The sequence below is a fragment of the Streptococcus sp. sy010 genome (assembly GCF_007859175.1).
Taxonomy (GTDB): domain Bacteria; phylum Bacillota; class Bacilli; order Lactobacillales; family Streptococcaceae; genus Streptococcus.
Genome location: NZ_VOHO01000003.1, coordinates 88,300 through 109,346, shown reverse-complemented (window position 1 = coordinate 109,346; position 21,047 = coordinate 88,300). Strand labels below are relative to the sequence as shown.

The window sequence follows — 21,047 nt, the reverse complement described above, 5'->3', positions numbered from 1 at the left end:
GCCTCCTTTATTGGCTAAACCTACTGACTATCTTACCATTTTTTCAATTAAAATACCATCTTAACAATACTAGCACAAGGCACACTAAAAGCTTTCTTGATAAAACTCAATCACATCGCCATCTTTTACTACCATCTGATCAGCACCCTTAGGGGCCATTTGACCATTAACCTTGAATAACCAGTATCTTTTGGCCGCCTCATCTTGTTCAACCCCATCAATAGCAGTAATAAAACCATTAACTTCCTTGACATCATAATTAGCTTTCAAGATCGTCATGATCGTTTCTTCTTTTTCAAGTGTCAGAGTTTTTTCCTGACTTGATTGGTCAAATTTCACAATTAGCTGAACCCTCACTTGTTCTGAAACAAGACTGGACTGTGGATTGGGCTCTTCAACTGATTGCTCTGTTAGCTGCCTGCATGCCACCAATAAAAAGCTAAATAACACCAATACAAAACTAAATAATTTTTTCATCTTCAAATCTCCTAAACATCTGAATAACAAGCGGATAACACACTAGAGTTGATAAAGCATGGACTAGATTAAAACTTGTCCCTGCTATCATATGCAACCAAGGGTTACTTCCATAAAAAAGTGCCATCAAGCCATCAATCATCATCCCATAAAAAAAAGCCAAACTCGCTGCCCCAAGAGCTTGTAGTACCATCGCCTGCTTGGCCCATGGAAAAATCAAAAACTGCCAAAACAAAATGACCAGAGTAAATGAGACTATTTGCCAAAAGACCCACGGACCAAATAGGAAAAAAAAACTACTGACCAAAAGCGAAATGGCCATGACACCCAAGCTTTCTGCTAGACCATTCACACTAGCCAAAACTAGAAAAATTGCCGTTAATGGTTGAACATTTGGTAATGGGGCAAACAAGTAACGTAAGACTACACAAAGAGCTGATAAAACAGCCACTCGACTTAATTGTTTCAAAGACATATCAACACCTCTTTTTCTATTTTATCAAATCAAGTTAACTTTGTAAGCTCTGGTTCATCTTAAATGAAATGCCTGGAATAAGTTTAAATCAGGCTTTCGAGATAAGTGCTTTGATTTTTTTAATGAATTGAGCTATAATAAATAATGATGAGAAGAAAAATTAAACCAATTGTTGTCTTTCTTTTCTTCGGCTTGATCACCCTAATCCTGTTAATTGGCAAAATCCATTCTACTCTAGTACAGAAAGAAACCTTAAAATTAGCCAAACAAACCATTCCAACAGCGACTAGTCGTTCAAGCGATGAAGAAGAAACTGATTCGTCTGAGGATGATCTTGTTCTAAATCCAATTATTGACGTTTCTGGTTGGCAACTACCTGAAGAAATAAATTATGATGTTCTTTCGAAAAATATTTCAGGGGCCATTGTCCGTGTTTTTGGTGGGTCACAAATTACTACCAGTAATAATGCCGCCTACACTACTGGGGTTGACAAATCCTTTAAGAAACATATCCAAGAATTCCAAAAGCGTAATGTTCCTGTTGCCGTCTATAGTTACGCCTTAGGACGAAGCGTTAAGGAAATGAAAGAAGAAGCTCAAATCTTCTATAAAAATGCCTCGCCTTATAACCCTACTTTCTACTGGATTGATGTGGAAGAAGTGACCATGAAAGATATGGACGCTGGGGTTGAAGCTTTTCGTAAAGAGCTAAAACGCCTTGGTGCTAAAAATGTTGGCATCTATATTGGGACTTACTTCATGCAAGAACAATCTATCTCGATTGATAAATTTGATGCTGTCTGGTTCCCCGCCTATGGGACAGACTCCGGTTACTTTGAAGCACTACCTGAAACCAACCTTAGCTACGATTTACATCAATACACCTCTCAAGGTTATCTTAATGGATTTGATAAGGCACTTGACCTCAATCAGATTCCTAGTAGCAAAAACCAAAGAGCGATTTATGAAAAACTCTTTGGCAAACTCAACAACTAAGCTAGTATTTTCTAGCTTAGTTGTTTTTATTTAGGCCAAACCCTTGCTAAAAAAGGGCTTTCATGATAGACTTTTAACTAATAAATTAAATCATGATTGACACATAGGAGTGCATTTTGCTGAGATCGTCTAGCATAGACGAAATCCTCAACACCTGATCTAGTTAACACTAGCGTAGGGATTGTGACTAAAAGTTTAAACTCCTGACTGTCACAGAAAGGAGTTTTTTATGTCATCATTAGCATCTACCAAAGTGACCGAACGTGCCTTACTACTTGCCCTTGCTCTGATTTTAGATAAGCTGATCTTATTTCAACTACCACAAGGAGGGAACATCTCACTTGGAATGCTCCCTCTTATCATTTTTGCCCTACGCCATGGCCTAGCTGCAGGCTTATTCTTAGGAGGCTTGGCTGGAGGGCTACAACTCTTTTTAGGAGGCTATTTTCTCAGTCCTTTGCAATTTTTGCTCGACTATCCAATCGCTTATGCCATGATTGGACTAGCTGGTCTTGTCCACCTTAAACATACAGGTAAACTAAGCACTGGTAGGCTCCTACTTGGAGTGAGTTTGGCTAGCCTAGCGAGATTATTTGCCCATACCCTAGCCGGTATTGTGTTTTATAGTGCTTATGCGCCAAAAGGCACACCTGTTTGGCTCTATTCTCTAAGTTACAATGCCAGCTACATGTTGCCGTCTGCTATCCTAGTCAGTGTCGTGCTATTACTTTTATCCAAGAAAAACCCTAAACTATTCTCTGTTTAACTCAACCAAATAAGCTAAAAAATGGTATAATGAAATAAATGCCATTTTTTATTTTGGAGGTTACTATGCTATCTTGGTTGACAAGACTCATTAAGGGAATTATTATCGCTCTTGGCTTTATTTTACCTGGTGTTTCAGGTGGGGTGTTGGCTTCAATTTTAGGGCTTTATGAAAAGATTATTTCTTTTCTTGCTCATATCTCTAAAGATTTTGTCAACAATCTCCTCTTTTTCCTACCTGTTGGAATTGGGGGGATTCTTGGAATCGCACTCTTTTCAGCACCGTTAGAGTATCTTCTAAGTCATTATCAAGTTCCTGTTCTTTGGGCCTTTACTGGAGCAATTATTGGTACTCTACCTAGTCTTTGGCAAGAAGCCAGCTCAAAAAGCCCACGCCAGCAAACGGATTGGCTAATTCTACTGGTCACCTTTGTCCTATCTGGTTTCTTACTCTATAATCTAAATAATCTCATCGGTACTCTTCCTGCCAACTTCTTGAGCTTTATATTGGCTGGTAGCTTGATTGCCCTTGGTATTTTAGTACCTGGCCTTAGCCCGTCTAACTTACTACTCATTCTTGGTTTATATAGCCCAATGCTTAATGGCTTCAAACGTTTGGATTTGACAGGCGTCTTTCTTCCCATTGCTATCGGTGGTGGTTTAGCTGTATTACTATTTTCCAAAGCTATGGATTATGCCTTAGCCAACTATCATTCCAAAGTGTATCATTTCATCATCGGCCTTGTTCTCTCTAGCACCCTTTTGATTATCATTCCAGTGCCAAATAGTAAAGAAGCCATTTCTTACGCTGGTATCAACTGGTTCACAATCTTGCTCTCACTGCTTCTATTTCTAGCAGGGGTAGGACTTGGAGCTTGGATGAGCAAATTAGAAGAAAAATACAAATGAGTAAAAAACACAAATTAAAGAAAACTCTTGTTGAGCAAATTTTAGACAAGCAAAAAATCAGCTACCAAAGTCTAGCACTTAATGCCCTAACCGAGCAAGTACCAACAGAAATTCAAAAAGAACGGATTTTCAAAACCTTAGCTCTAACAGGTGACAAGACAGGAACCTTGATTGCTCTTGTGCCGCTAACGACTCAGGTATCCGAGAAGAAATTAGCTAAATTATCCCAAAATAAAAAGGTTCAGATGATTCCACAGAAGGACTTGGAAAAGACAACGGGTTACATTCACGGTGCTAACAATCCCATTGGCATTCGTCAACGACACCCTTTCCCAATTTTTATTGATCAAACGGCTCTAAATTTAGGGCAAATCATTGTATCTGCTGGTGAACTTGGTCGTTCTATCCAAATCGATAGTCAAGATTTGGCTGACTTTGTTCAAGCAGCATTTGCAGACTTAATACACGACATTAACTAATATCAAGAAATAGGAGATTTCCCACATGAAGATATACTTTGTTCGTCACGGTCAAACCATTTGGAACCGTCAAGGTATTTTTCAAGGAGCTAGCCTCAATCCTAGCCTACTAGAAGATGGTAAAGAAGATATTATCGCTCTTGGTCAACACCTAAGAGCTATTGATTTTGATGCTATTTTTTCTAGTGATTTGACTCGAGCCCTTGAAACTGCCCAACTTATTAACCAAGAAAACCATCAACCAAAACCGATTGAAATTAGTCCCCAATTACGCGAATGGGGGTTGGGAAACCTAGAAGGTAAAAAAATTAGTCTAATGCAGGCGATTTATCCTCGACAAATTTATGCCTTCACCCACAATCTTTCGTGTTTCAACAACGACATTTTCGATGCTGAAAGTGTCTATCAAGTCACTCAGCGTATCGCTAATTTTGTCACCCAACTTGATCCTGAAAAATACGACACCGTTCTAATCGTTGGTCATGGCGCCTCATTAGTTGCTGGTATCGGCCATCTACTTGGTTATAGCACAGCTCAACTTCGACGCCATGGTAGATTGGACAATGCTAGCCTAACAATCCTTGAAAGTCAAGACATGGTCAATTTCCAACTCCTAAGTTGGAATGACACCTCACATTTTCAAGTAAAGGAAGAATTGGCCTTAACCAACTAATCTCCTCTAAAAGAGGAGATTTTTTACTAGAGTTAAAATAATACTGGCCTCTACAACATATAAACTTAGCTATCCTACTGTGAAATTTTGCTCAATTTATGATAGAATAAAAGAGAAAGAAACTTTTGGAGGAAGACATGTCCACAGAACATATTGAAGAACTAAACGACCAACAATTAGTCCGTCGTGACAAAATGAATGAACTAAGCCAACAAGGTATCGACCCTTTTGGTAAACGATTTGAACGCACTGCTGATTCAGCTAGCTTAAAAGCACAATATGCTGATAAAAGTAAAGAAGACCTACTAGAACTTAATCAAACGGCAATCATCGCTGGACGTCTGATGACCAAGCGAGGCAAGGGAAAAGCTGGCTTTGCCCATATCCAAGACCGTGAGGGGCAATTACAAATCTATGTTCGTAAAGATATGGTTGGAGAAGAAAATTATGATATTTTCAAAAAAGCTGACCTTGGTGATTTCCTTGGTGTTGAAGGACAAATCATGCGTACTGACATGGGGGAACTCTCTATCAAAGCAACCAAACTAACACATTTGTCTAAGGCGCTTCGTCCCCTACCTGAGAAATTCCACGGCCTGACTGACATCGAAACCATCTATCGTAAACGTTATTTGGATTTAATCTCTAATCGTGAGAGTTTTGATCGTTTTACCACACGTAGCCGTGTGATTTCAGAAATCCGTCGTTACCTTGATGGTCTTGGTTATCTAGAAGTTGAAACTCCTGTTCTTCACAATGAAGCTGGTGGAGCTGCTGCAAGGCCATTTAATACCCATCACAATGCACTAAGCATGGATATGGTGCTGCGCATTGCCCTTGAACTTCATCTCAAGCGCTTGATTGTCGGTGGTATGGAAAAAGTTTATGAAATCGGTCGTGTCTTTCGTAACGAAGGGGTTGACCAAACCCATAATCCAGAATTTACCATGCTAGAACTTTACACAGCCTATCATGACTACACAGACGTGATGGACTTGACTGAGGGAATTATCCAACACGTTGCTCAAAAGGTCAAGGGAGATGGCCCAATCAAGTATCAAGATACTGAACTAAATATCCATCAAGCATTCAAACGTGTTCACATGGTAGATGCCATTAAGGAACAAACTGGCGTTAATTTCTGGCAAGAAATGAGTTTAGAAGACGCCACTGCTCTTGCCAAAGAACACAAGGTGGCTGTTGAGAAACACTTTACCGTCGGCCATATCATCAATGCCTTCTTTGAAGAATTTGTGGAAAAGACCTTAATTCAACCAACCTTTGTCTATGGACACCCAGTTGAAATTTCACCATTGGCTAAGATGAATGACCAAGATAAACGCTTTACCGATCGTTTTGAACTCTTTATCATGACTAAAGAATATGGAAATGCCTTCACAGAACTTAATGACCCACTTGATCAATTAGAACGCTTTAAAGCACAAGCTAAAGCTAAAGAATTGGGTGATGATGAGGCAACTGGTATTGACTATGATTATGTCGAAGCCCTTGAATACGGTATGCCTCCAACAGGTGGTCTAGGAATCGGTATCGACCGCCTATGTATGCTACTCACTGATACCACATCAATTCGTGATGTTCTCTTATTCCCAACCATGAAATAATCATTGCCTATGAAAACTAATCGAACAATAACCAATTTATCTGCCCTTATTTTCATCATGTATGGCTTGCTATCACAATCAAAAAATAAAATGATGTTTATCTATTTAGGCATTACCTTTCTCATGATTAGCTTGGCTGATTGGTTAAGAAAACGAAAAAAATAGTCTAGAAAATCCTAGACTATTTTTTTGAACGAAAGGCTTCTAATAAGGTATTAAATTCCTCATTTGTCAGAGTAATCCCTTTTCCCATCTTACTATGATCTGCATTCCAAGAACGAATGTCATACTTTGGCTCAGCACCATTAAAGCTGACGCGATTCAGTTCCTTGCTCCAGCCCTTATCATTGGTTGACAAAACCAATAATTCTTCAACAATTTCAAATTTGAACTCTGCCATATAAACCTCCTTTTACCATTTATTCGTAACCTATTATAACAAAAATTCATGATAAGCAAATTTTTTTTGATTTAATATGACAAATTTTCGATACTATGGTATAATGAAAAAGATTAACAAAGGAGATTAGAATGCCAGCAAACTTGAAACGGCAGAGAATTGAAGAATTTGAAGAAGACTTACAAATTTCTTACTCGCCAAAATACAGAGAATTTCAAGAATTAAATAGCAACAGCGCTAAATTTCGTGAGCTGGTCTTTTTTGCACGCGTTACAATCTTTTCTATTTTATCTGTGTTATCTTGCTTTGTTCTACTCTCACTTGAAATTGGAGTTGGTTGGGCCTTTCTATTAGCTATCTTAATTAGTACCGCCTTAACTTCTACCCTATCTTATTTTATTTTTTCGATGAAACATTAAAAGTAGCGAAATCTTTCGCTACTTTTTTTTGTTAATCATATCATCATAGTCAAGGACAATATCATCAATATAGGCACTTACTTCTGGTAGCTTTTCTGCTTGCTCCGTCAATTCAGCGTCTTTATCTAAGGTTGTTTGCAAATCCTCTTGATAAGATTGAACTTTTTTGATCATCTGTTGACGATAATAATCAATTTTTTCTTTAACCAATTCATGATAGGCTTCTGGATTTTCTTGATAAGCTACAATGAAATTCTTGGCTTTACTTTGTAAGACCTTGCCTTCCTTACTCGTTAAAAGATAAGCCGCAGTAGCACCACTTAGACTGCCAAATAATACTGTTCTAAAAAATTTACTCATAGCTCTTATCTCCTATTCTATACCCACTAAGCTTTTTTATCTTTTTTACGCAATAATTTACTTGCCATACGCGTTGCCCCACTCGCCATACCAGCTTTGACTAAATTAGACGTTGAACTATTAGCTTTTTGACTGAATTGACGTGCCTGCGTGTTTAAGTCTGACACACTGACAGATAAATCAGCCACAGCTTCAAACAAGGGATCAATGGTAGCGACCTTGCTATTAACATCTTCAACCAAGACATTAGCCTTGGCCATTAAACCATTGGTTAAATTCAACGTCACGTCCAAATCAGACGTTAAAACGTTGATAGTTTTAGTCACTTCTTCGACAGTTTGGGACACTTTTTTCAATAAGATAATCAAGTACACCACCAAAGCAACTACCGCTAAAGCAATAATCAATAATGCAATTCCACCTAAATTCATTTGTTACTCCTTTTAATAATCTTCAATTTCCAATCTTAAACGACGATAAATCAATAAGGTCAAACCAAGTAAGACCAACACTAGTGATAAAAGCTGAGAAACACGAAAACCTAGCCACATCAAACTATCTGTTCGCATCCCCTCAATCACAAAACGCCCCAAACCATACCACATCAGATAGAAAAAGGTTGGTTCTCCCCTTTTCAAAAATCCTTTTTTACGACGACCAATCATAATCAAGATGAAACCCAAAAGATTCCATAGAGACTCGTACAAGAAAGTTGGTAATCGATAACTTCCATCAATATACATCTGTTGACGAATAAAGTCTGGTAGGCCTGTTAGCTTCTCAACGGCCTTACCATAAGCTTCTTGGTTAAAAAAATTTCCCCAACGACCAAGACTCTGTGCTAAAAGTACTCCAGGAGCTGCAATATCTAAAAAATCAAAAAAATTGATAAAACGCTGACGAGTAAAAACATAGACACATAAAAGTCCTGTCAAAAGTCCACCGTAGATGGCAATGCCACCATTCCAAATAGCAGGAATTTCACTTAAATGTTGGCGGTAATAATCCCACTGAAAAGCAACATAATAAAGTCTAGCCCCTATAATAGATACAGGAAAAGCAAACAGAATTAAATCTAAAACATCATCTGGCTTAATCTGCTTATAGGGAGCTTCTTTCATCGCTAAATAAACGGCCAAAACTAAGCCAAGAACAATACAAACAGCATACCAACGTACTATAAACGGACCCCACTCAAAAATAATCGGACTAATCATGACTCGCTCCATTTTGGCTAATCAATTGAGTTAGGCGATTTTCAAAAGTTTCTGTGGCATCATACCCCATCTGTTTGGCTCTATAATTCATAGCTGCTGCCTCGATAACAATGGAAATATTACGACCTGTCTTAACTGGAATACGAATAAATGGGATTTTTACCCCTGACAATTCAATTTCTTCTTTTTTATTACCTAAGCGATCAAAAACCTTATTCGGTTCAAAGGTTTCAAGATAAACAGCCAGCTGCACTTGAGAAGAATTTCGAACGGCACTAGCACCATAGAGACTCATGACATCAATAATCCCGACCCCTCTAATCTCAAGCAAGTGACGCAAAATCTCTGCTGGTTCACCCCAAAGCGTATCTTCATCCTTGGCGTAAATGTCAACTCGGTCATCAGCTACTAGACGATGACCACGCTTAACCAATTCCAGACCTGTCTCACTCTTACCAATCCCGCTATCACCTTGAATCAAGACACCCATGCCATAAATATCCATGAGAACACCATGAACACTAGTTCGTTCAGCCAAGCAAGAATTCAAATACCAAGACATTTCACCTGAAATGGTACTTGTTGGCAAGTGACTACGCAAAAGAGCTACCCCTTCTTCCTTGGCTGCTTGTAGCATTTCTTTAGGAATCTCTAATTTACGAGAAACAACCATGGCTGGTGTTTGCTCTTGAAACATGTTTTGCAAAACCGCATAGCGATTGCCAGAAGTCATAGCATTCATATAAGACCATTCCTTCATGCCAATGAGCTGAATACGTTCTGGCGAATAATAATCAAAATAACCCGTCATCTCAAGGCCTGGTCTTGAAATATCCGAGGTGATAATAGACTTGCTGAGCTCTGCTTCTGTTCCTGAAATCACTTCAAGTTTGAGCTTGTCAACTAACATCTGTACCGTAACTGTCATAGCATCTCCTTTATCTTACCCTTATTTTATCATATTTTAAACAAAAGAAAAAATGAAAGCCTAGTCAGCCACATACAGCTACCTACACTTTCATTTTAAGTTACTGATCATTTAATCATCTTCAACTGGTTTAGCTTCTTTACGCTGACGCGATCCTTGCCAATACATTTCTTCTTTTTCTTGCTTATAAGGAAGGGTTAAAGCTAAAAGGATATAAATCAGCCAACCAAAACCAGTAAAGTAGATAAATAAACCAATTAAGAGACGTGCCCAGGTTAAATCCCAGCCAAATTTATCAGCTAGACCTGCAACTACCCCTGCAACCAACTTACCTTGCCTTAGGCGATAAAATTCAGATGTCATCTTAAATCCTCCTGTTATGGATTTTCATCTTTTAATGAGTTTATTATAGGCTATTTTGATGATAAAATCATCCGTCATAAGACTGATTTTTTAAAAATAATCGACCACGACAAGAGCCACAACGGTAACGCTCTAAGTTGAAGCGTCGCCTACGATGATAAGTCTGCCCACAAACATCACAACAATAGGAAAACAATAATTTTGGTGTCAGTCTTGGCGTATAACGTAAACCATCGACAGATCGTAACAATTGTTTAAAATCATCATCTTGATGACGGTAACCCTTACCTTGAAAATAGAGATGGTAATGACAAAGCTCGTGGCGAACAATCTGACGAAAAATACTTAACTCATAGGCTTCATAAATTTTAGGGTTAAAATCTAAGTGACCATCTGTTAAGAAAAAACGACCACCGGTTGTTCTTAGACGAGGATTCCACTTTGCTTCGTGCTTAAAAGGCAAACCAAAATCCTCCTCAGATACTCGCTTCACATAATCAGTTAGGTTCATCTAAAGCTACCAAACTTAAATTGAGTTTTTCACGCTTATCATCAATGCTCTTAATCCAAACCGTCACGATGTCACCTACCGAAACCACTTGGCTTGGATGTTTAATAAAGGACTGACTCATATCAGAAATATGGATTAAACCATCATCGTGTAAACCAATATCAACGAAGGCACCAAAATCCACGATATTACGAACAGTTCCTTCTAGTCTTTGCCCAATTTTTAAATCTTTCAATTCCAAAATATCTTGACGTAAGACAGGACTGGCAAAATCATCTCGCAAATCGCGTCCTGGTTTTAACAGATCAGCAATAATATCTTGTAAGGTTAAAACACCCACATTCAATTTTTCTGCTGTAACATCAATGTCTAATTGAGCTAATTTGGTTTTTGCCAACTCATCCAATTGTTCAATTCCCAAATAATCAAGCAGTTTTGTTACCGTAGCATATGATTCTGGATGAACACCTGTGTTATCCAACAAATTGTCACCATTAGGGATACGCAAAAAGCCTGCCGCCTGTTCAAAAGCCTTGGCACCCAAGCGAGGGACTTTTTTAATGTCATGACGGTTACGTAAACGACCATGTGCTTCACGGTATTTCACAATATTGTCAGAAATGGTTTTATTCAAACCTGCCACATGAGCAAGTAGGGCTGAACTGGCTGTATTAACATTAACTCCAACCTGATTGACCACCGTTTCAACGACAAAGTCTAATTGTTCAGATAATTTCTTCTGTCCCACATCATGTTGATATTGCCCCACACCAATTGATTTAGGATCAATCTTAACCAATTCTGCTAGTGGATCTTGCAAGCGACGGGCAATAGAAATAGCTGAACGTTTTTCGACGGTCAAGTCTGGAAACTCTGCTCTAGCTAACTCACTAGCAGAATAAACGGATGCTCCACTTTCATTGACAATAACATAAGACGTGTTAAGGTGTTTTTGTAAGACTTCGGCTACAAAAGCCTCACTTTCTCGGCTGGCTGTCCCATTACCAATAGCAATAATATCCACTTGATAAGTCTCAATCAGCTGAGATAGACGTTCTTTAGCTTGTTCAATTTTACTAGCTGCAGCTGGTTGAACAGGGTAGATAACCTCTGTTGCTAAAAGCTTTCCTGTTTGATCAACAACAGCTAATTTAGCACCTGTTCTAAAGGCTGGATCAAAGCCAAGCACAATCTTATCCTTAAGAGGAGAGACTAGAAGTAATTGGCGTAAATTGGTTGAAAACAGACTAATGGCACCATCTTCAGCTTTCTCTGTCAACTCCGAACGAATCCGTCTTTCCATAGCTGGAATAATCTTACTTTTAGCAGCCTTAACTACAGCTTCTTCAATATAACGATTTAAAACCTTAAAACGAGATTGGTAAAAACGATAAATTTTCTCTAAATGGTGCTCAAATTTAACCGTTAAAACACCTAATTTCTCACCACGATTGATGGCCAAAACACGATATCCCTTGAGCTCTGCTAATTTTTCACTAAAATCATAATAAATATGAAAAATCTGCTTATCGTCCAAACTCTCATCTTTCAGACTTGTTTTTAGAAAACTGTAAGTGAAAATTTCATTATAAGTCCAAGAACGTAAACGACTGTCTTCGGACAAAGCTTCAATCAAGATATGCACCGCACCTTCAAGAGCTGCATCTACCGTAGGAACTTGCTCGGAAACAAAGTCTTCAGCTTTTGTCATAAGTTGTGGATCATTTAATAAAATCAAACGTGTCAAGTCTGCCAAACCTTGTTCTCGAGCAATGGTTGCCTTGGTTCGACGTTTTTCTTTATAAGGTAAATAAAGTTCTTCTACGTCTGCCAGCTTTTCAGCGTCTTCAATAGCTTTTTGCAAGGCAGGAGTTAATTTTCCCTGCTCGGCAATCTTGGCTAAAACTGTCTCTTTACGTTCAGCTAAGTTGGTCAACGTCTTATCCAAATCAAGAATCGCCTTAATCTGAACTTCATCTAAATTACCAGTTGCTTCTTTTCGATAACGAGCAATAAAAGGAATAGTATTTCCCTCACTTGCCAAACTCAAAACCTGACTAATCTGACCTTCTTTAATAGCTAGTTGCTCTGCAATTTTCATTATATTTTCCATGAAAATATTATATAATTTATCCTAAAATCATTCAATCTAAAACAAAAATTAAGTGCCTTTATTATTATGTTTTCAAATAAGTCATCTTCCTCAATATTAGATCTATCTCCCAATATAGAAAAGCAAGTTATTATGAACTTGCTTTTTTCTCATTATTTATTTAAAACACGAACGGTCATGGCAATCATTGGAAATAAAAGAAAAGCTGTCAATATATCCCATAAATCTGATCCTAGATTTTCCAAAGATGGTGGCAATAAAATTGGAATAAGGTAAGTCACTGCCAAAAGAAGCAACGTAATTACGAGACATATTAGTAACTCTTTCCATGAACTCTTTCCTGAAAATACGAGGGATTTTTTCCAATAGTTTTTATAGATATTTATCATCTAGGTACCTCCATTTGTCTTTTATTATATCAAAAAATGAAAAAACAATCTTAATCTGGCCATTATAGTATAAATTAGATGTAGCAATAATTAAAACACCCCTTCCTAAAATAGAAAGGGGTGTTTGTCTAACCAAGCTAAACTAGGTAAGTAGTTAACTTAGATTAGAAGCCTTAGGCTTAGTCTTCTTTGCGACGACGTTTACCTGCAAAGCCAAGAGCTGCAAGAATCATACCAATACCTGCTGCAGTTGCTGATGCATTGCTTTCAGTACCTGTATTAGGAAGAGTTTCCATTTTCGCACTTGCTTTAGCTGATGCTTGACCTTGATTAGCTGCTTTAGTTGATGAGCTAGCAGCTGGTGCTTTCACTGCAGGAGCAGCTGGTTTAGCATTGTTAGCTGTTGAAGCGTTATTTCCAGTACCATTTGTTGATGGAGTTGGTGTCTTCGGTGTGACAACTACTGGGACTTCAACTTCTTTCGTTGAGCCATCTGGATACTCGATAACTACAGTTACTGTTCCTTTATCACCTGGCGTGTCTGTACTTGGGATGCTTGATGGATCCTTGACAGTCACTTTAGAGCCTTCTGGGATATTCGTTACTTTATCTGTAATATCTTTCTCGGTAATTGGCGTACCTTCTACAACCTCAACGCCGCCTACGCTTGGCGTGTTCTTATCTGCATCCGTTGGTGTCTTCGGTGTGACAACCACTGGGACTTCAACTTCTTTCGTTGAGCCATCTGGATACTCGATAACTACAGTTACTGTACCTTTATCACCTGGCGTATCTGTTCCTGGGATGCTTGATGGATCCTTAACAGTCACTTTAGAGCCTTCTGGGATACCTGTTACTTTATCCGTAATGTCTTTCTCGGTGATTGGCGTACCTTCAGTTACTTCAACTTTATCAACTGTTGGCGTGTTCTTATCTGCGTCTGTTGGTGTCTTCGGTGTGACAACTACTGGGACTTCAACTTCTTTCGTTGAGCCATCTGGATACTCGATAACTACAGTTACTGTACCTTTATCACCTGGCGTGTCTGTACTTGGGATGCTTGATGGATCCTTAACAGTCACTTTAGAGCCCTCTGGGATATTAGTTACTTTATCTGTAATATCTTTCTCGGTAATTGGCGTACCTTCTACAACCTCAACTCCGCCTACGCTTGGCGTGTTCTTATCTGCATCGGTTGGTGTCTTCGGTGTGACAACTACTGGAACTTCAACTTCTTTCGTTGAGCCATCTGGATACTCGATAACTACAGTTACTGTACCTTTATCACCTGGCGTGTCTGTACTTGGGATGCTTGATGGATCCTTAACAGTCACTTTAGAGCCTTCTGGGATATTCGTTACTTTATCTGTAATATCTTTCTCTGTAATTGGTGTACCTTCTACAACCTCAACGCCGCCTACACTTGGCGTGTTCTTATCTGCATCCGTTGGTGTCTTCGGTGTGACAACTACTGGGACTTCAACTTCTTTCGTTGAGCCATCTGGATACTCGATAACTACAGTTACTGTACCCTTATCACCTGGCGTGTCTGTACTTGGGATGCTTGATGGATCCTTAACAGTCACTTTAGAACCTTCTGGGATATTAGTTACTTTATCTGTAATATCTTTCTCGGTAATTGGCGTACCTTCTACAACCTCAACGCCGCCTACACTTGGCGTGTTCTTATCTGCATCCGTTGGTGTCTTCGGTGTGACAACTACTGGGACTTCAACTTCTTTCGTTGAGCCATCTGGATACTCGATAACTACAGTTACTGTACCTTTATCACCTGACGTGTCTGTGCCTGGGATACTTGATGGATCCTTAACAGTCACTTTAGAGCCGTCTGGGATATTAGTTACTTTATCTGTAATATCTTTCTCTGTAATTGGCGTACCTTCTACAACCTCAACGCCGCCTACGCTTGGCGTGTTCTTATCTGCATCGGTTGGTGTCTTCGGTGTTACAACAACTGGAACTTCAACTTCTTTCGTTGAGCCATCTGGATACTCGATAACTACAGTTACTGTACCTTTATCACCTGGCGTGTCTGTACCTGGGATGCTTGATGGATCCTTAACAGTCACTTTAGAGCCGTCTGGGATATTAGTTACTTTATCTGTAATATCTTTCTCTGTAATTGGTGTACCTTCAGTTACTTCAACTTTATCAACTGTTGGTGTGTTCTTATCTGCGTCTGTTGGAGTTTTACGATAGACATGAACAACATTACCATTTTCTTCAACTGTTGACTTAACTAAATCATAACCTGGAATGTCTTTAGATGATTTCGTACCATTTTCTTGCGGTGCAAGTGTGTTACCTGCTTCATCAACATAAGTTGTGATAACTGATGTGGTTGAAGTTGACACTGGACGATAAACATGTTGTGTATTACCTTTATCATCTACTGTTGATTTAACCAACTCGTAGCCTTCAATATCTTTAGATGATTTCGTACCATCTTCTTGCGGTGCAAGTGTGTTACCTGCTTCATCAACGTGAGTTGTGATAACTGATGTAGTTGATACTGGACGATACGTGTGAACAGTATTTCCACTCTCATCTGGAACAGATTTAACTAACTCATAACCTTCAATCGTTTCTGATGGTTGGTTACCATCTTTTTGAGGGATAAGCGTGTTACCTTCTTCATCAACATAAGTAGTAATTGGTGTCACTGCTTTACGATAAGTATGAACTGTATTGCCATCTTTATCTGTTACAGATTTAACCAATTCGTAACCTTCAATGTTTTGAGATGGTTGAGTGCCATCTTCTTGTGGTGCAAGTGTATTACCATCTTCATCAACATAAGTTGTTACTGGTGTTGTTTCTGATACTTTGCGATAAACATGTTCAGTATTACCTTTATCATCTACTGTTGATTTAACCAACTCGTAGCCTTCAATATCTTTAGATGATTTCGTACCATCTTCTTGCGGTGCAAGTGTATTACCATCTTCATCAACATAAGTTGTGACAACTGATGTGGTTGAAGTTGACACTGGACGGTAAACATGTTGTGTATTACCTGATTCATCTACTGTTGATTTAACCAACTCGTAGCCTTCAATGTCTTTAGATGATTTCGTACCATCTTCTTGCGGTGCAAGTGTATTACCATCTTCATCAACGTGAGTTGTGATAACTGATGTGGTTGATACTGGACGGTATGTATGAACAGTGTTACCATTCTCATCTGGAACAGATTTAACTAACTCATAACCTTCAATCGTTTCTGATGGTTGGTTACCATCTTTTTGAGGTGCAAGCGTGTTACCTTCTTCATCAACATAGATTGTGACAACTGACGTGGTTGAAGTTGACACTGGACGGTAAACATGTTGTGTATTACCTGAGTCATCTACTGTTGATTTAACCAACTCGTAGCCTTCAATATCTTTAGATGATTTCGTACCATCTTCTTGCGGTGCAAGTGTATTACCATCTTCATCAACATAAGTTGTGACAACTGATGTAGTTGAAGTTGACACTGGACGGTAAACATGTTGTGTATTACCTGATTCATCTACTGTTGATTTAACCAACTCGTAGCCTTCAATATCTTTAGATGATTTCGTACCATCTTCTTGCGGTGCAAGTGTATTACCATCTTCATCAACGTGAGTTGTGATAACTGATGTGGTTGATACTGGGCGGTATGTATGAACAGTATTACCATTCTCATCTGGAACAGATTTAACTAACTCATAACCTTCGATAGTTTTTGATGGTTGGTTACCATCTTCTTGAGGTGCAAGCGTGTTACCTGCTTCATCAACGTAAGTTGTAACTGTCTTCGCTAGAGTTACTTCTTTATAAACATAAGTTACTTCAGTTTTACCTTCAGCCACTGTTCCTGTTTCAGAAGCACTATCATCTGCAACTTTAACCAACTCATATGTCTTACCATCTTTAGTAATGGTTGTTGGTTTGTAGTCTGTTGTGTCGTACTCAGTACCTTCTGTAGCATTTGTTGTGTCTGTTACTGGTGTTTGAAGAACGTTACCATTTTCATCAACATAGTTAACAACTACTGTACCTGTCTTCGCTGGAGTTACTTCTTTATAAACGTAAGTTACTTTAGTTGTACCTTCAGTTACTGTTCCTGTTTCAGAAGCACTATCATCTGCAACTTTAACCAGCTCATATGTCTTACCATCTTTAGTAATGGTTGTTGGTTTGTAGTCTGTTGTGTCATACTCAGTACCTTCTGTAGCATTTGTTATGTCTGTTACTGGCGTTTGAAGAACGTTACCATTTTCATCAACATAGTTAACGACTACTGTACCTGTCTTCGCTGGAGTTACTTCTTTATAAACGTAAGTTACTTTAGTTGTACCTTCAGTTACTGTTCCTGTTTCAGAAGCACTATCATCTGCAACTTTAACCAGCTCATATGTCTTACCATCTTTAGTAATGGTTGTTGGTTTGTAGTCTGTTGTGTCATACTCAGTACCTTCTGTAGCATTTGTTATGTCTGTTACTGGCGTTTGAAGAACGTTACCATTTTCATCAACATAGTTAACGACTACTGTACCTGTCTTCGCTGGAGTTACTTCTTTATAAACGTAAGTTACTTCAGTTGTACCTTCAGTTACTGTTCCTGTTTCAGAAGCGCTATCGTCTGCAACTTTAACCAACTCATATGTCTTACCATCTTTAGTAATCGTTGTTGGTTTGTAGTCTGTTGTGTCGTACTCAGTACCTTCTGTAGCGTTTGTTGTGTCTGTTACTGGCGTTTGAAGAACATTACCATTTTCATCAACATAATTAACAACTACTGTACCTGTCTTCGCTGGAGTTACTTCTTTATAAACGTAAGTTACTTTAGTTGTACCTTCAGTTACTGTTCCTGTTTCAGAAGCACTATCATCTGCAACTTTAACCAACTCATATGTCTTACCATCTTTAGTAATCGTTGTTGGTTTGTAGTCTGTTGTGTCGTACTCAGTACCTGTAGAAACGTTTGTTGTGTCTGTTACTGGCGTTTGAAGAACATTACCATTTTCATCAACATAGTTAACGACTACTGTACCTTTTACTTCTTCGTAAACATAGGTTACTTCAGTTGTGCCTTCAGTTACTTTGCCAGTTTCATTACCCTTAGTTTTACTTGGAACAAGACGATAGGTTTTACCATCTTTAGTAATGGTTGTTTCTTTGTTGTCTGCTGTGTCGTAATCAGTGCCAGTTGAACTTTCTGATGTGTCAGTTACTTGAGACTTAATGACATTCCCTTCAGTATCTGTGTAATTAACAACTACTGTTCCTTTTACTTCTTCATAAACGTAAGTTACTTCAGTTGTACCTTCGGTTACATTACCTTTTTCTGTACCTTTTGTTGATACTAGACGGTAAGTCTTACCATCTTCTGTAACAATTGTTTCTGGTTTGTTGTCGGTTGTCTCATAGTAAGTTCCAGTCGAACTTTCTGGCGTATCGGTTACTTGAGACTTAATGACATTACCCTCAGTATCTGTGTAATTAACAACTACTGTACCTTTTACTTCTTCATAAACATAGGTTACTTCAGTTGTACCTTTAGTTACTGTCCCTGTTTCGTTACCTTCTGTTAAATCAGAGACCAAACGATACGTTTTACCTGATTCTGTAACAATTGTTTCTGGTTTGTTATCGGTTGTGTCGTAGTCAGTGCCAGTTGAAGCGTCTGTCGTGTCTTCTACTGGTGCTTGAAGAACGTTGCCTTCTTTATCTACATAATTGACAACAACGTCACCCTTAACTTCACGATATTTGTAAGATACTACAGTTTTTCCTGATTTCAAACGACCTGTTTCAGTTCCTTCTGAGCCATCAGGGTTTACAACAGTTGTTTCTTCTGGTACTAATTCATACGTTTTACCATCTGTTGTTGTAATTGTTGTTAATTTTTTATCTGCTGTTGTTGTATCATAAGTGTCACCACGTTTACCATTTTTTGGATCTTGTATTTTTTCCTTGATGGTTTCACCTGTGTCAATATCAACATAAGTAATTTCAACTGTACCTGGTGCACGATAAGTTACAGCAGCCAAGTCAGAAGTATCTTCTGTAAAACTTGTTTTGAAAATTGCAGACTCAGCAGTATAATTACCATCTCCCTGAGGAACAATTTTACCAACCGTACTGTAACCTGTAGAATAGTAAATAACACCCTCTGAATCTACACCAACACCATTAGTCACATCAGCAACATAGAACGGTGTTGATAGTTTACCTTCGATTTTGTTATATTTGCTACCAGAAGTTCCTGCCGCTGTGATGGTTTCTGCATCAACTGTATATGCAATTGATAATTTGTTAGTTGCTAAATTACCAGATGCAGGGCGGAAAACAATCGTTAAATCACCATCTTGCGTAAAAGCAAAGTCACCATTAGTGGACACTCCTGGACCATTATATTGATTAATACCTGTTTTGATATAACCTGCATTAATCACTTGACCTGTTTCAGGATTATATGTCCATAAACGCAAAATAATATCTGCTTTTGCTTTTGCTTCGTCTGTTTCTGACTCTTCTTTAGTTGCAGGAATAACTTCTGAGAACGACGGGTTATAACCGAACTCTGATGTACCAAAATAGTAAAGACCGGTCGTTGGATCCACCGTTCCCATGGTTATACTGTTATTACTTGTATCAATAAGGTTTGCTCCATCCCATGACTTGTAGTCAGAAACAGCTGTCCACTCTCCCTTATCTACATCGAATTTTAAGATAGCTATAGCTACTGGATAATCTACTGCTTGTCTATTGATTCCTTGAGCATGTAAAATAACATAGGCTTCTTTACCATTATCAGTAAGCCCTAAACTATTAAATTTCCAACCTCTAGGGCTATAGTTGTCATAATCTTCTGCATATAGAGCTTTGTATTTGTCGATGTAACTTTGGAGGGTTCCAATATCAGACTTCTGATCAAGACCTGAAGCGATGATACTTTCAACACCTTCTTTGACATCCATCTCTATGATACTACCAGTAGTCCAATCAATAGCATATACAACACCATCTTTGTTGGTGAATTTGTCTTCTGCTGCATACAAGCCTGTATCTTGCTCTTCAACCTCATCACTAGAAGTCGTCGTTGTTGAATCAGTTGCACGGAAACCAGCTAATTCTAGCTCATTATCATTGTTACCACCTGCAGCTGCTACATCTTCTTTAACCACATTAAAGTTGAGGATACGACTCTTAGAATCACCATAAGTAATGATGGCTGCTTGAACCTCGGCTTGACCTGCTGCCAACTTGTAGCCAGTCAATTCTGGCAGTGACATGTTCGCTTTCTCAGTGACTTCAAACGTTACCTTGTCGGTCTCTTCAACTGGCAAACTTGTTGTAGTAACTGTTGACTTGCTACGACCATTGGAAATCACTACACCAGTGTCAACATCTGTATAAGTCACTTTGTAAGTGGTCGCTACAACACGAGAAGGTGTCACAACTGATGCACTTGTTGAAGCTGAAGTTGTAGTTGGCGTTGCTTCTGCTTTCGTTTCTTTAGCCGTTTCTTCGCCTGAAGATGTTGACGTTTCTGACTTGCTTTCTTCAGAAACTTCCTCACTTGATGTTGCAACTTCTGATGAAGCTACTGTTTCTTCTGAGTTTGCTACTGGCTCAGAAACCACTTCTTCTGCAACAACAGGTGTTTCTACTGTTGATACTTCAGTAGATGAAACTTCAGTTTCTGACACAAGCGTCGTTGACGTTGTACTTTCAGTTACTGATGTTTCTGTTTCGGCTTGAGCAGCACCTGCAAAAACTGCAAATACTGTACCGATTAAAACTGACGCAGCACCAAACTTAAACTTTTTAATCGTGAAACGTTGAGCTGTGTCCTTATGCTTATTATCTTTAAACAATTATCCTACTCCTTTTTATAAAATTTGTGTATAATAGACACTTACTTACATAATATACCCCCCCCCCTATTTTG

General features: G+C 38.6%; 20 protein-coding genes and 1 riboswitch. Of the genes, 8 read left to right on the top strand and 12 right to left on the bottom strand.

Annotation, left to right across the window (positions count from 1 at the left end):
* Nucleotides 1–84: 84 nt before the first annotated feature.
* Together FRX51_RS03875 and FRX51_RS03870 are read right to left on the bottom strand one after the other, a co-directional pair.
* Nucleotides 85–477: a DUF4430 domain-containing protein gene (locus FRX51_RS03875; RefSeq protein WP_146496009.1), complete on the bottom strand. Its 393-nt coding sequence runs from the start codon at nucleotides 475–477 to the stop codon at nucleotides 85–87.
* The gene (locus FRX51_RS03870; protein WP_146496007.1) at nucleotides 461–952 is read right to left on the bottom strand and encodes an ECF transporter S component; all 492 of its coding nucleotides are present in this window, start codon (nucleotides 950–952) and stop codon (nucleotides 461–463) included. Before FRX51_RS03870 ends, FRX51_RS03875 begins: the two co-directional genes overlap by 17 nt.
* A 147-nt stretch (nucleotides 953–1,099) precedes the next feature.
* On the opposite strand from FRX51_RS03870, the gene FRX51_RS03865 reads away from it, so the two are divergent.
* The 7 genes from FRX51_RS03865 to FRX51_RS05825 all read left to right on the top strand — a co-directional run bounded on the left by FRX51_RS03865 (nucleotide 1,100) and on the right by FRX51_RS05825 (nucleotide 6,564).
* Nucleotides 1,100–1,948: a glycoside hydrolase family 25 protein gene (locus FRX51_RS03865; protein WP_146496005.1), complete on the top strand. Its 849-nt coding sequence runs from the start codon at nucleotides 1,100–1,102 to the stop codon at nucleotides 1,946–1,948.
* A 95-nt stretch (nucleotides 1,949–2,043) separates the two neighbouring features.
* A riboswitch (TPP riboswitch) is annotated at nucleotides 2,044–2,146 on the top strand.
* A gap of 31 nt (nucleotides 2,147–2,177) precedes the next feature.
* Nucleotides 2,178–2,714 (top strand): energy-coupled thiamine transporter ThiT, encoded by a 537-nt coding sequence (gene thiT / locus FRX51_RS03860; protein ID WP_146496003.1) that lies wholly within the window; start codon nucleotides 2,178–2,180, stop codon nucleotides 2,712–2,714.
* A gap of 65 nt (nucleotides 2,715–2,779) precedes the next feature.
* Nucleotides 2,780–3,622 carry a DUF368 domain-containing protein gene (locus FRX51_RS03855; RefSeq protein WP_146496115.1) on the top strand — a complete coding sequence of 281 codons (843 nt, stop codon included), beginning with the start codon at nucleotides 2,780–2,782 and terminating at the stop codon, nucleotides 3,620–3,622.
* Complete coding sequence (locus FRX51_RS03850) at nucleotides 3,619–4,101, top strand: aminoacyl-tRNA deacylase (protein WP_146496000.1); 483 nt, start codon at nucleotides 3,619–3,621, stop codon at nucleotides 4,099–4,101. Before FRX51_RS03855 ends, FRX51_RS03850 begins: the two co-directional genes overlap by 4 nt.
* A 25-nt stretch (nucleotides 4,102–4,126) precedes the next feature.
* On the top strand, nucleotides 4,127–4,774 hold the full coding sequence (locus FRX51_RS03845) for a histidine phosphatase family protein (RefSeq protein WP_146495997.1): 648 nt from the start codon (nucleotides 4,127–4,129) through the stop codon (nucleotides 4,772–4,774).
* A gap of 137 nt (nucleotides 4,775–4,911) precedes the next feature.
* Nucleotides 4,912–6,399: a lysine--tRNA ligase gene (gene lysS, locus FRX51_RS03840; RefSeq protein WP_146495995.1), complete on the top strand. Its 1,488-nt coding sequence runs from the start codon at nucleotides 4,912–4,914 to the stop codon at nucleotides 6,397–6,399.
* 9 nt (nucleotides 6,400–6,408) lie between these two features.
* Complete coding sequence (locus FRX51_RS05825; protein ID WP_186627104.1) at nucleotides 6,409–6,564, top strand: hypothetical protein; 156 nt, start codon at nucleotides 6,409–6,411, stop codon at nucleotides 6,562–6,564.
* 16 nt (nucleotides 6,565–6,580) lie between these two features.
* On the opposite strand, the gene FRX51_RS03835 is transcribed toward FRX51_RS05825, so the two are convergent.
* Complete coding sequence (locus FRX51_RS03835) at nucleotides 6,581–6,799, bottom strand: YdbC family protein (protein WP_146495993.1); 219 nt, start codon at nucleotides 6,797–6,799, stop codon at nucleotides 6,581–6,583.
* Between the two features lie 131 nt (nucleotides 6,800–6,930).
* On the opposite strand from FRX51_RS03835, the gene FRX51_RS03830 reads away from it, so the two are divergent.
* Entirely contained in the window at nucleotides 6,931–7,218 is a 288-nt protein-coding gene (locus FRX51_RS03830) for a DUF3270 family protein (RefSeq protein WP_146495991.1), read from the top strand.
* An 18-nt stretch (nucleotides 7,219–7,236) separates the two neighbouring features.
* Here FRX51_RS03830 and FRX51_RS03825 read toward each other — a convergent pair whose 3' ends face one another.
* From FRX51_RS03825 to FRX51_RS03785, 9 genes are all read right to left on the bottom strand, one after another.
* Complete coding sequence (locus tag FRX51_RS03825) at nucleotides 7,237–7,578, bottom strand: YtxH domain-containing protein (protein WP_146495989.1); 342 nt, start codon at nucleotides 7,576–7,578, stop codon at nucleotides 7,237–7,239.
* A gap of 26 nt (nucleotides 7,579–7,604) precedes the next feature.
* On the bottom strand, nucleotides 7,605–8,009 hold the full coding sequence (locus FRX51_RS03820) for a DUF948 domain-containing protein (protein ID WP_146495987.1): 405 nt from the start codon (nucleotides 8,007–8,009) through the stop codon (nucleotides 7,605–7,607).
* A gap of 12 nt (nucleotides 8,010–8,021) precedes the next feature.
* Nucleotides 8,022–8,795 carry a prolipoprotein diacylglyceryl transferase gene (gene lgt, locus FRX51_RS03815; RefSeq protein ID WP_146495985.1) on the bottom strand — a complete coding sequence of 258 codons (774 nt, stop codon included), beginning with the start codon at nucleotides 8,793–8,795 and terminating at the stop codon, nucleotides 8,022–8,024.
* The gene (gene hprK / locus FRX51_RS03810; protein ID WP_146495983.1) at nucleotides 8,788–9,723 is read right to left on the bottom strand and encodes an HPr(Ser) kinase/phosphatase; all 936 of its coding nucleotides are present in this window, start codon (nucleotides 9,721–9,723) and stop codon (nucleotides 8,788–8,790) included. The genes lgt and hprK overlap by 8 nt, the downstream gene beginning before the upstream one ends.
* A 111-nt stretch (nucleotides 9,724–9,834) precedes the next feature.
* A complete protein-coding gene (locus FRX51_RS03805) occupies nucleotides 9,835–10,086 on the bottom strand; it encodes a PspC domain-containing protein (RefSeq protein WP_146495981.1) in 252 nt (83 codons plus the stop codon).
* A 67-nt stretch (nucleotides 10,087–10,153) separates the two neighbouring features.
* Entirely contained in the window at nucleotides 10,154–10,597 is a 444-nt protein-coding gene (locus FRX51_RS03800) for a SprT family protein (protein WP_146495979.1), read from the bottom strand.
* The gene (locus FRX51_RS03795) at nucleotides 10,584–12,710 is read right to left on the bottom strand and encodes a Tex family protein (protein ID WP_146495977.1); all 2,127 of its coding nucleotides are present in this window, start codon (nucleotides 12,708–12,710) and stop codon (nucleotides 10,584–10,586) included. The genes FRX51_RS03800 and FRX51_RS03795 overlap by 14 nt, the downstream gene beginning before the upstream one ends.
* Nucleotides 12,711–12,862: 152 nt before the next feature.
* Entirely contained in the window at nucleotides 12,863–13,099 is a 237-nt protein-coding gene (locus tag FRX51_RS03790; RefSeq protein ID WP_146495975.1) for a hypothetical protein, read from the bottom strand.
* A 179-nt stretch (nucleotides 13,100–13,278) separates the two neighbouring features.
* Nucleotides 13,279–20,973, bottom strand: coding sequence for a MucBP domain-containing protein (locus FRX51_RS03785; RefSeq protein ID WP_146495973.1), 7,695 nt, complete (start codon nucleotides 20,971–20,973; stop codon nucleotides 13,279–13,281).
* Nucleotides 20,974–21,047: the final 74 nt, after the last annotated feature.

Coding starts and splice junctions, on each gene's coding strand:
- lgt (WP_146495985.1), bottom strand. CDS start 8,795: ATGATTAGTCCGATTATTTTTGAGTGGGGTCCGTTTATAGTACGTTGG.
- FRX51_RS03820 (WP_146495987.1), bottom strand. CDS start 8,009: ATGAATTTAGGTGGAATTGCATTATTGATTATTGCTTTAGCGGTAGTT.
- lysS (WP_146495995.1), top strand. CDS start 4,912: ATGTCCACAGAACATATTGAAGAACTAAACGACCAACAATTAGTCCGT.
- FRX51_RS05825 (WP_186627104.1), top strand. CDS start 6,409: ATGAAAACTAATCGAACAATAACCAATTTATCTGCCCTTATTTTCATC.
- FRX51_RS03805 (WP_146495981.1), bottom strand. CDS start 10,086: ATGACATCTGAATTTTATCGCCTAAGGCAAGGTAAGTTGGTTGCAGGG.
- FRX51_RS03835 (WP_146495993.1), bottom strand. CDS start 6,799: ATGGCAGAGTTCAAATTTGAAATTGTTGAAGAATTATTGGTTTTGTCA.
- thiT (WP_146496003.1), top strand. CDS start 2,178: ATGTCATCATTAGCATCTACCAAAGTGACCGAACGTGCCTTACTACTT.
- FRX51_RS03795 (WP_146495977.1), bottom strand. CDS start 12,710: ATGGAAAATATAATGAAAATTGCAGAGCAACTAGCTATTAAAGAAGGT.
- FRX51_RS03865 (WP_146496005.1), top strand. CDS start 1,100: ATGAGAAGAAAAATTAAACCAATTGTTGTCTTTCTTTTCTTCGGCTTG.
- FRX51_RS03875 (WP_146496009.1), bottom strand. CDS start 477: ATGAAAAAATTATTTAGTTTTGTATTGGTGTTATTTAGCTTTTTATTG.
- FRX51_RS03825 (WP_146495989.1), bottom strand. CDS start 7,578: ATGAGTAAATTTTTTAGAACAGTATTATTTGGCAGTCTAAGTGGTGCT.
- FRX51_RS03800 (WP_146495979.1), bottom strand. CDS start 10,597: ATGAACCTAACTGATTATGTGAAGCGAGTATCTGAGGAGGATTTTGGT.
- FRX51_RS03870 (WP_146496007.1), bottom strand. CDS start 952: ATGTCTTTGAAACAATTAAGTCGAGTGGCTGTTTTATCAGCTCTTTGT.
- FRX51_RS03850 (WP_146496000.1), top strand. CDS start 3,619: ATGAGTAAAAAACACAAATTAAAGAAAACTCTTGTTGAGCAAATTTTA.
- FRX51_RS03790 (WP_146495975.1), bottom strand. CDS start 13,099: ATGATAAATATCTATAAAAACTATTGGAAAAAATCCCTCGTATTTTCA.
- FRX51_RS03855 (WP_146496115.1), top strand. CDS start 2,780: ATGCTATCTTGGTTGACAAGACTCATTAAGGGAATTATTATCGCTCTT.
- FRX51_RS03845 (WP_146495997.1), top strand. CDS start 4,127: ATGAAGATATACTTTGTTCGTCACGGTCAAACCATTTGGAACCGTCAA.
- FRX51_RS03830 (WP_146495991.1), top strand. CDS start 6,931: ATGCCAGCAAACTTGAAACGGCAGAGAATTGAAGAATTTGAAGAAGAC.
- hprK (WP_146495983.1), bottom strand. CDS start 9,723: ATGACAGTTACGGTACAGATGTTAGTTGACAAGCTCAAACTTGAAGTG.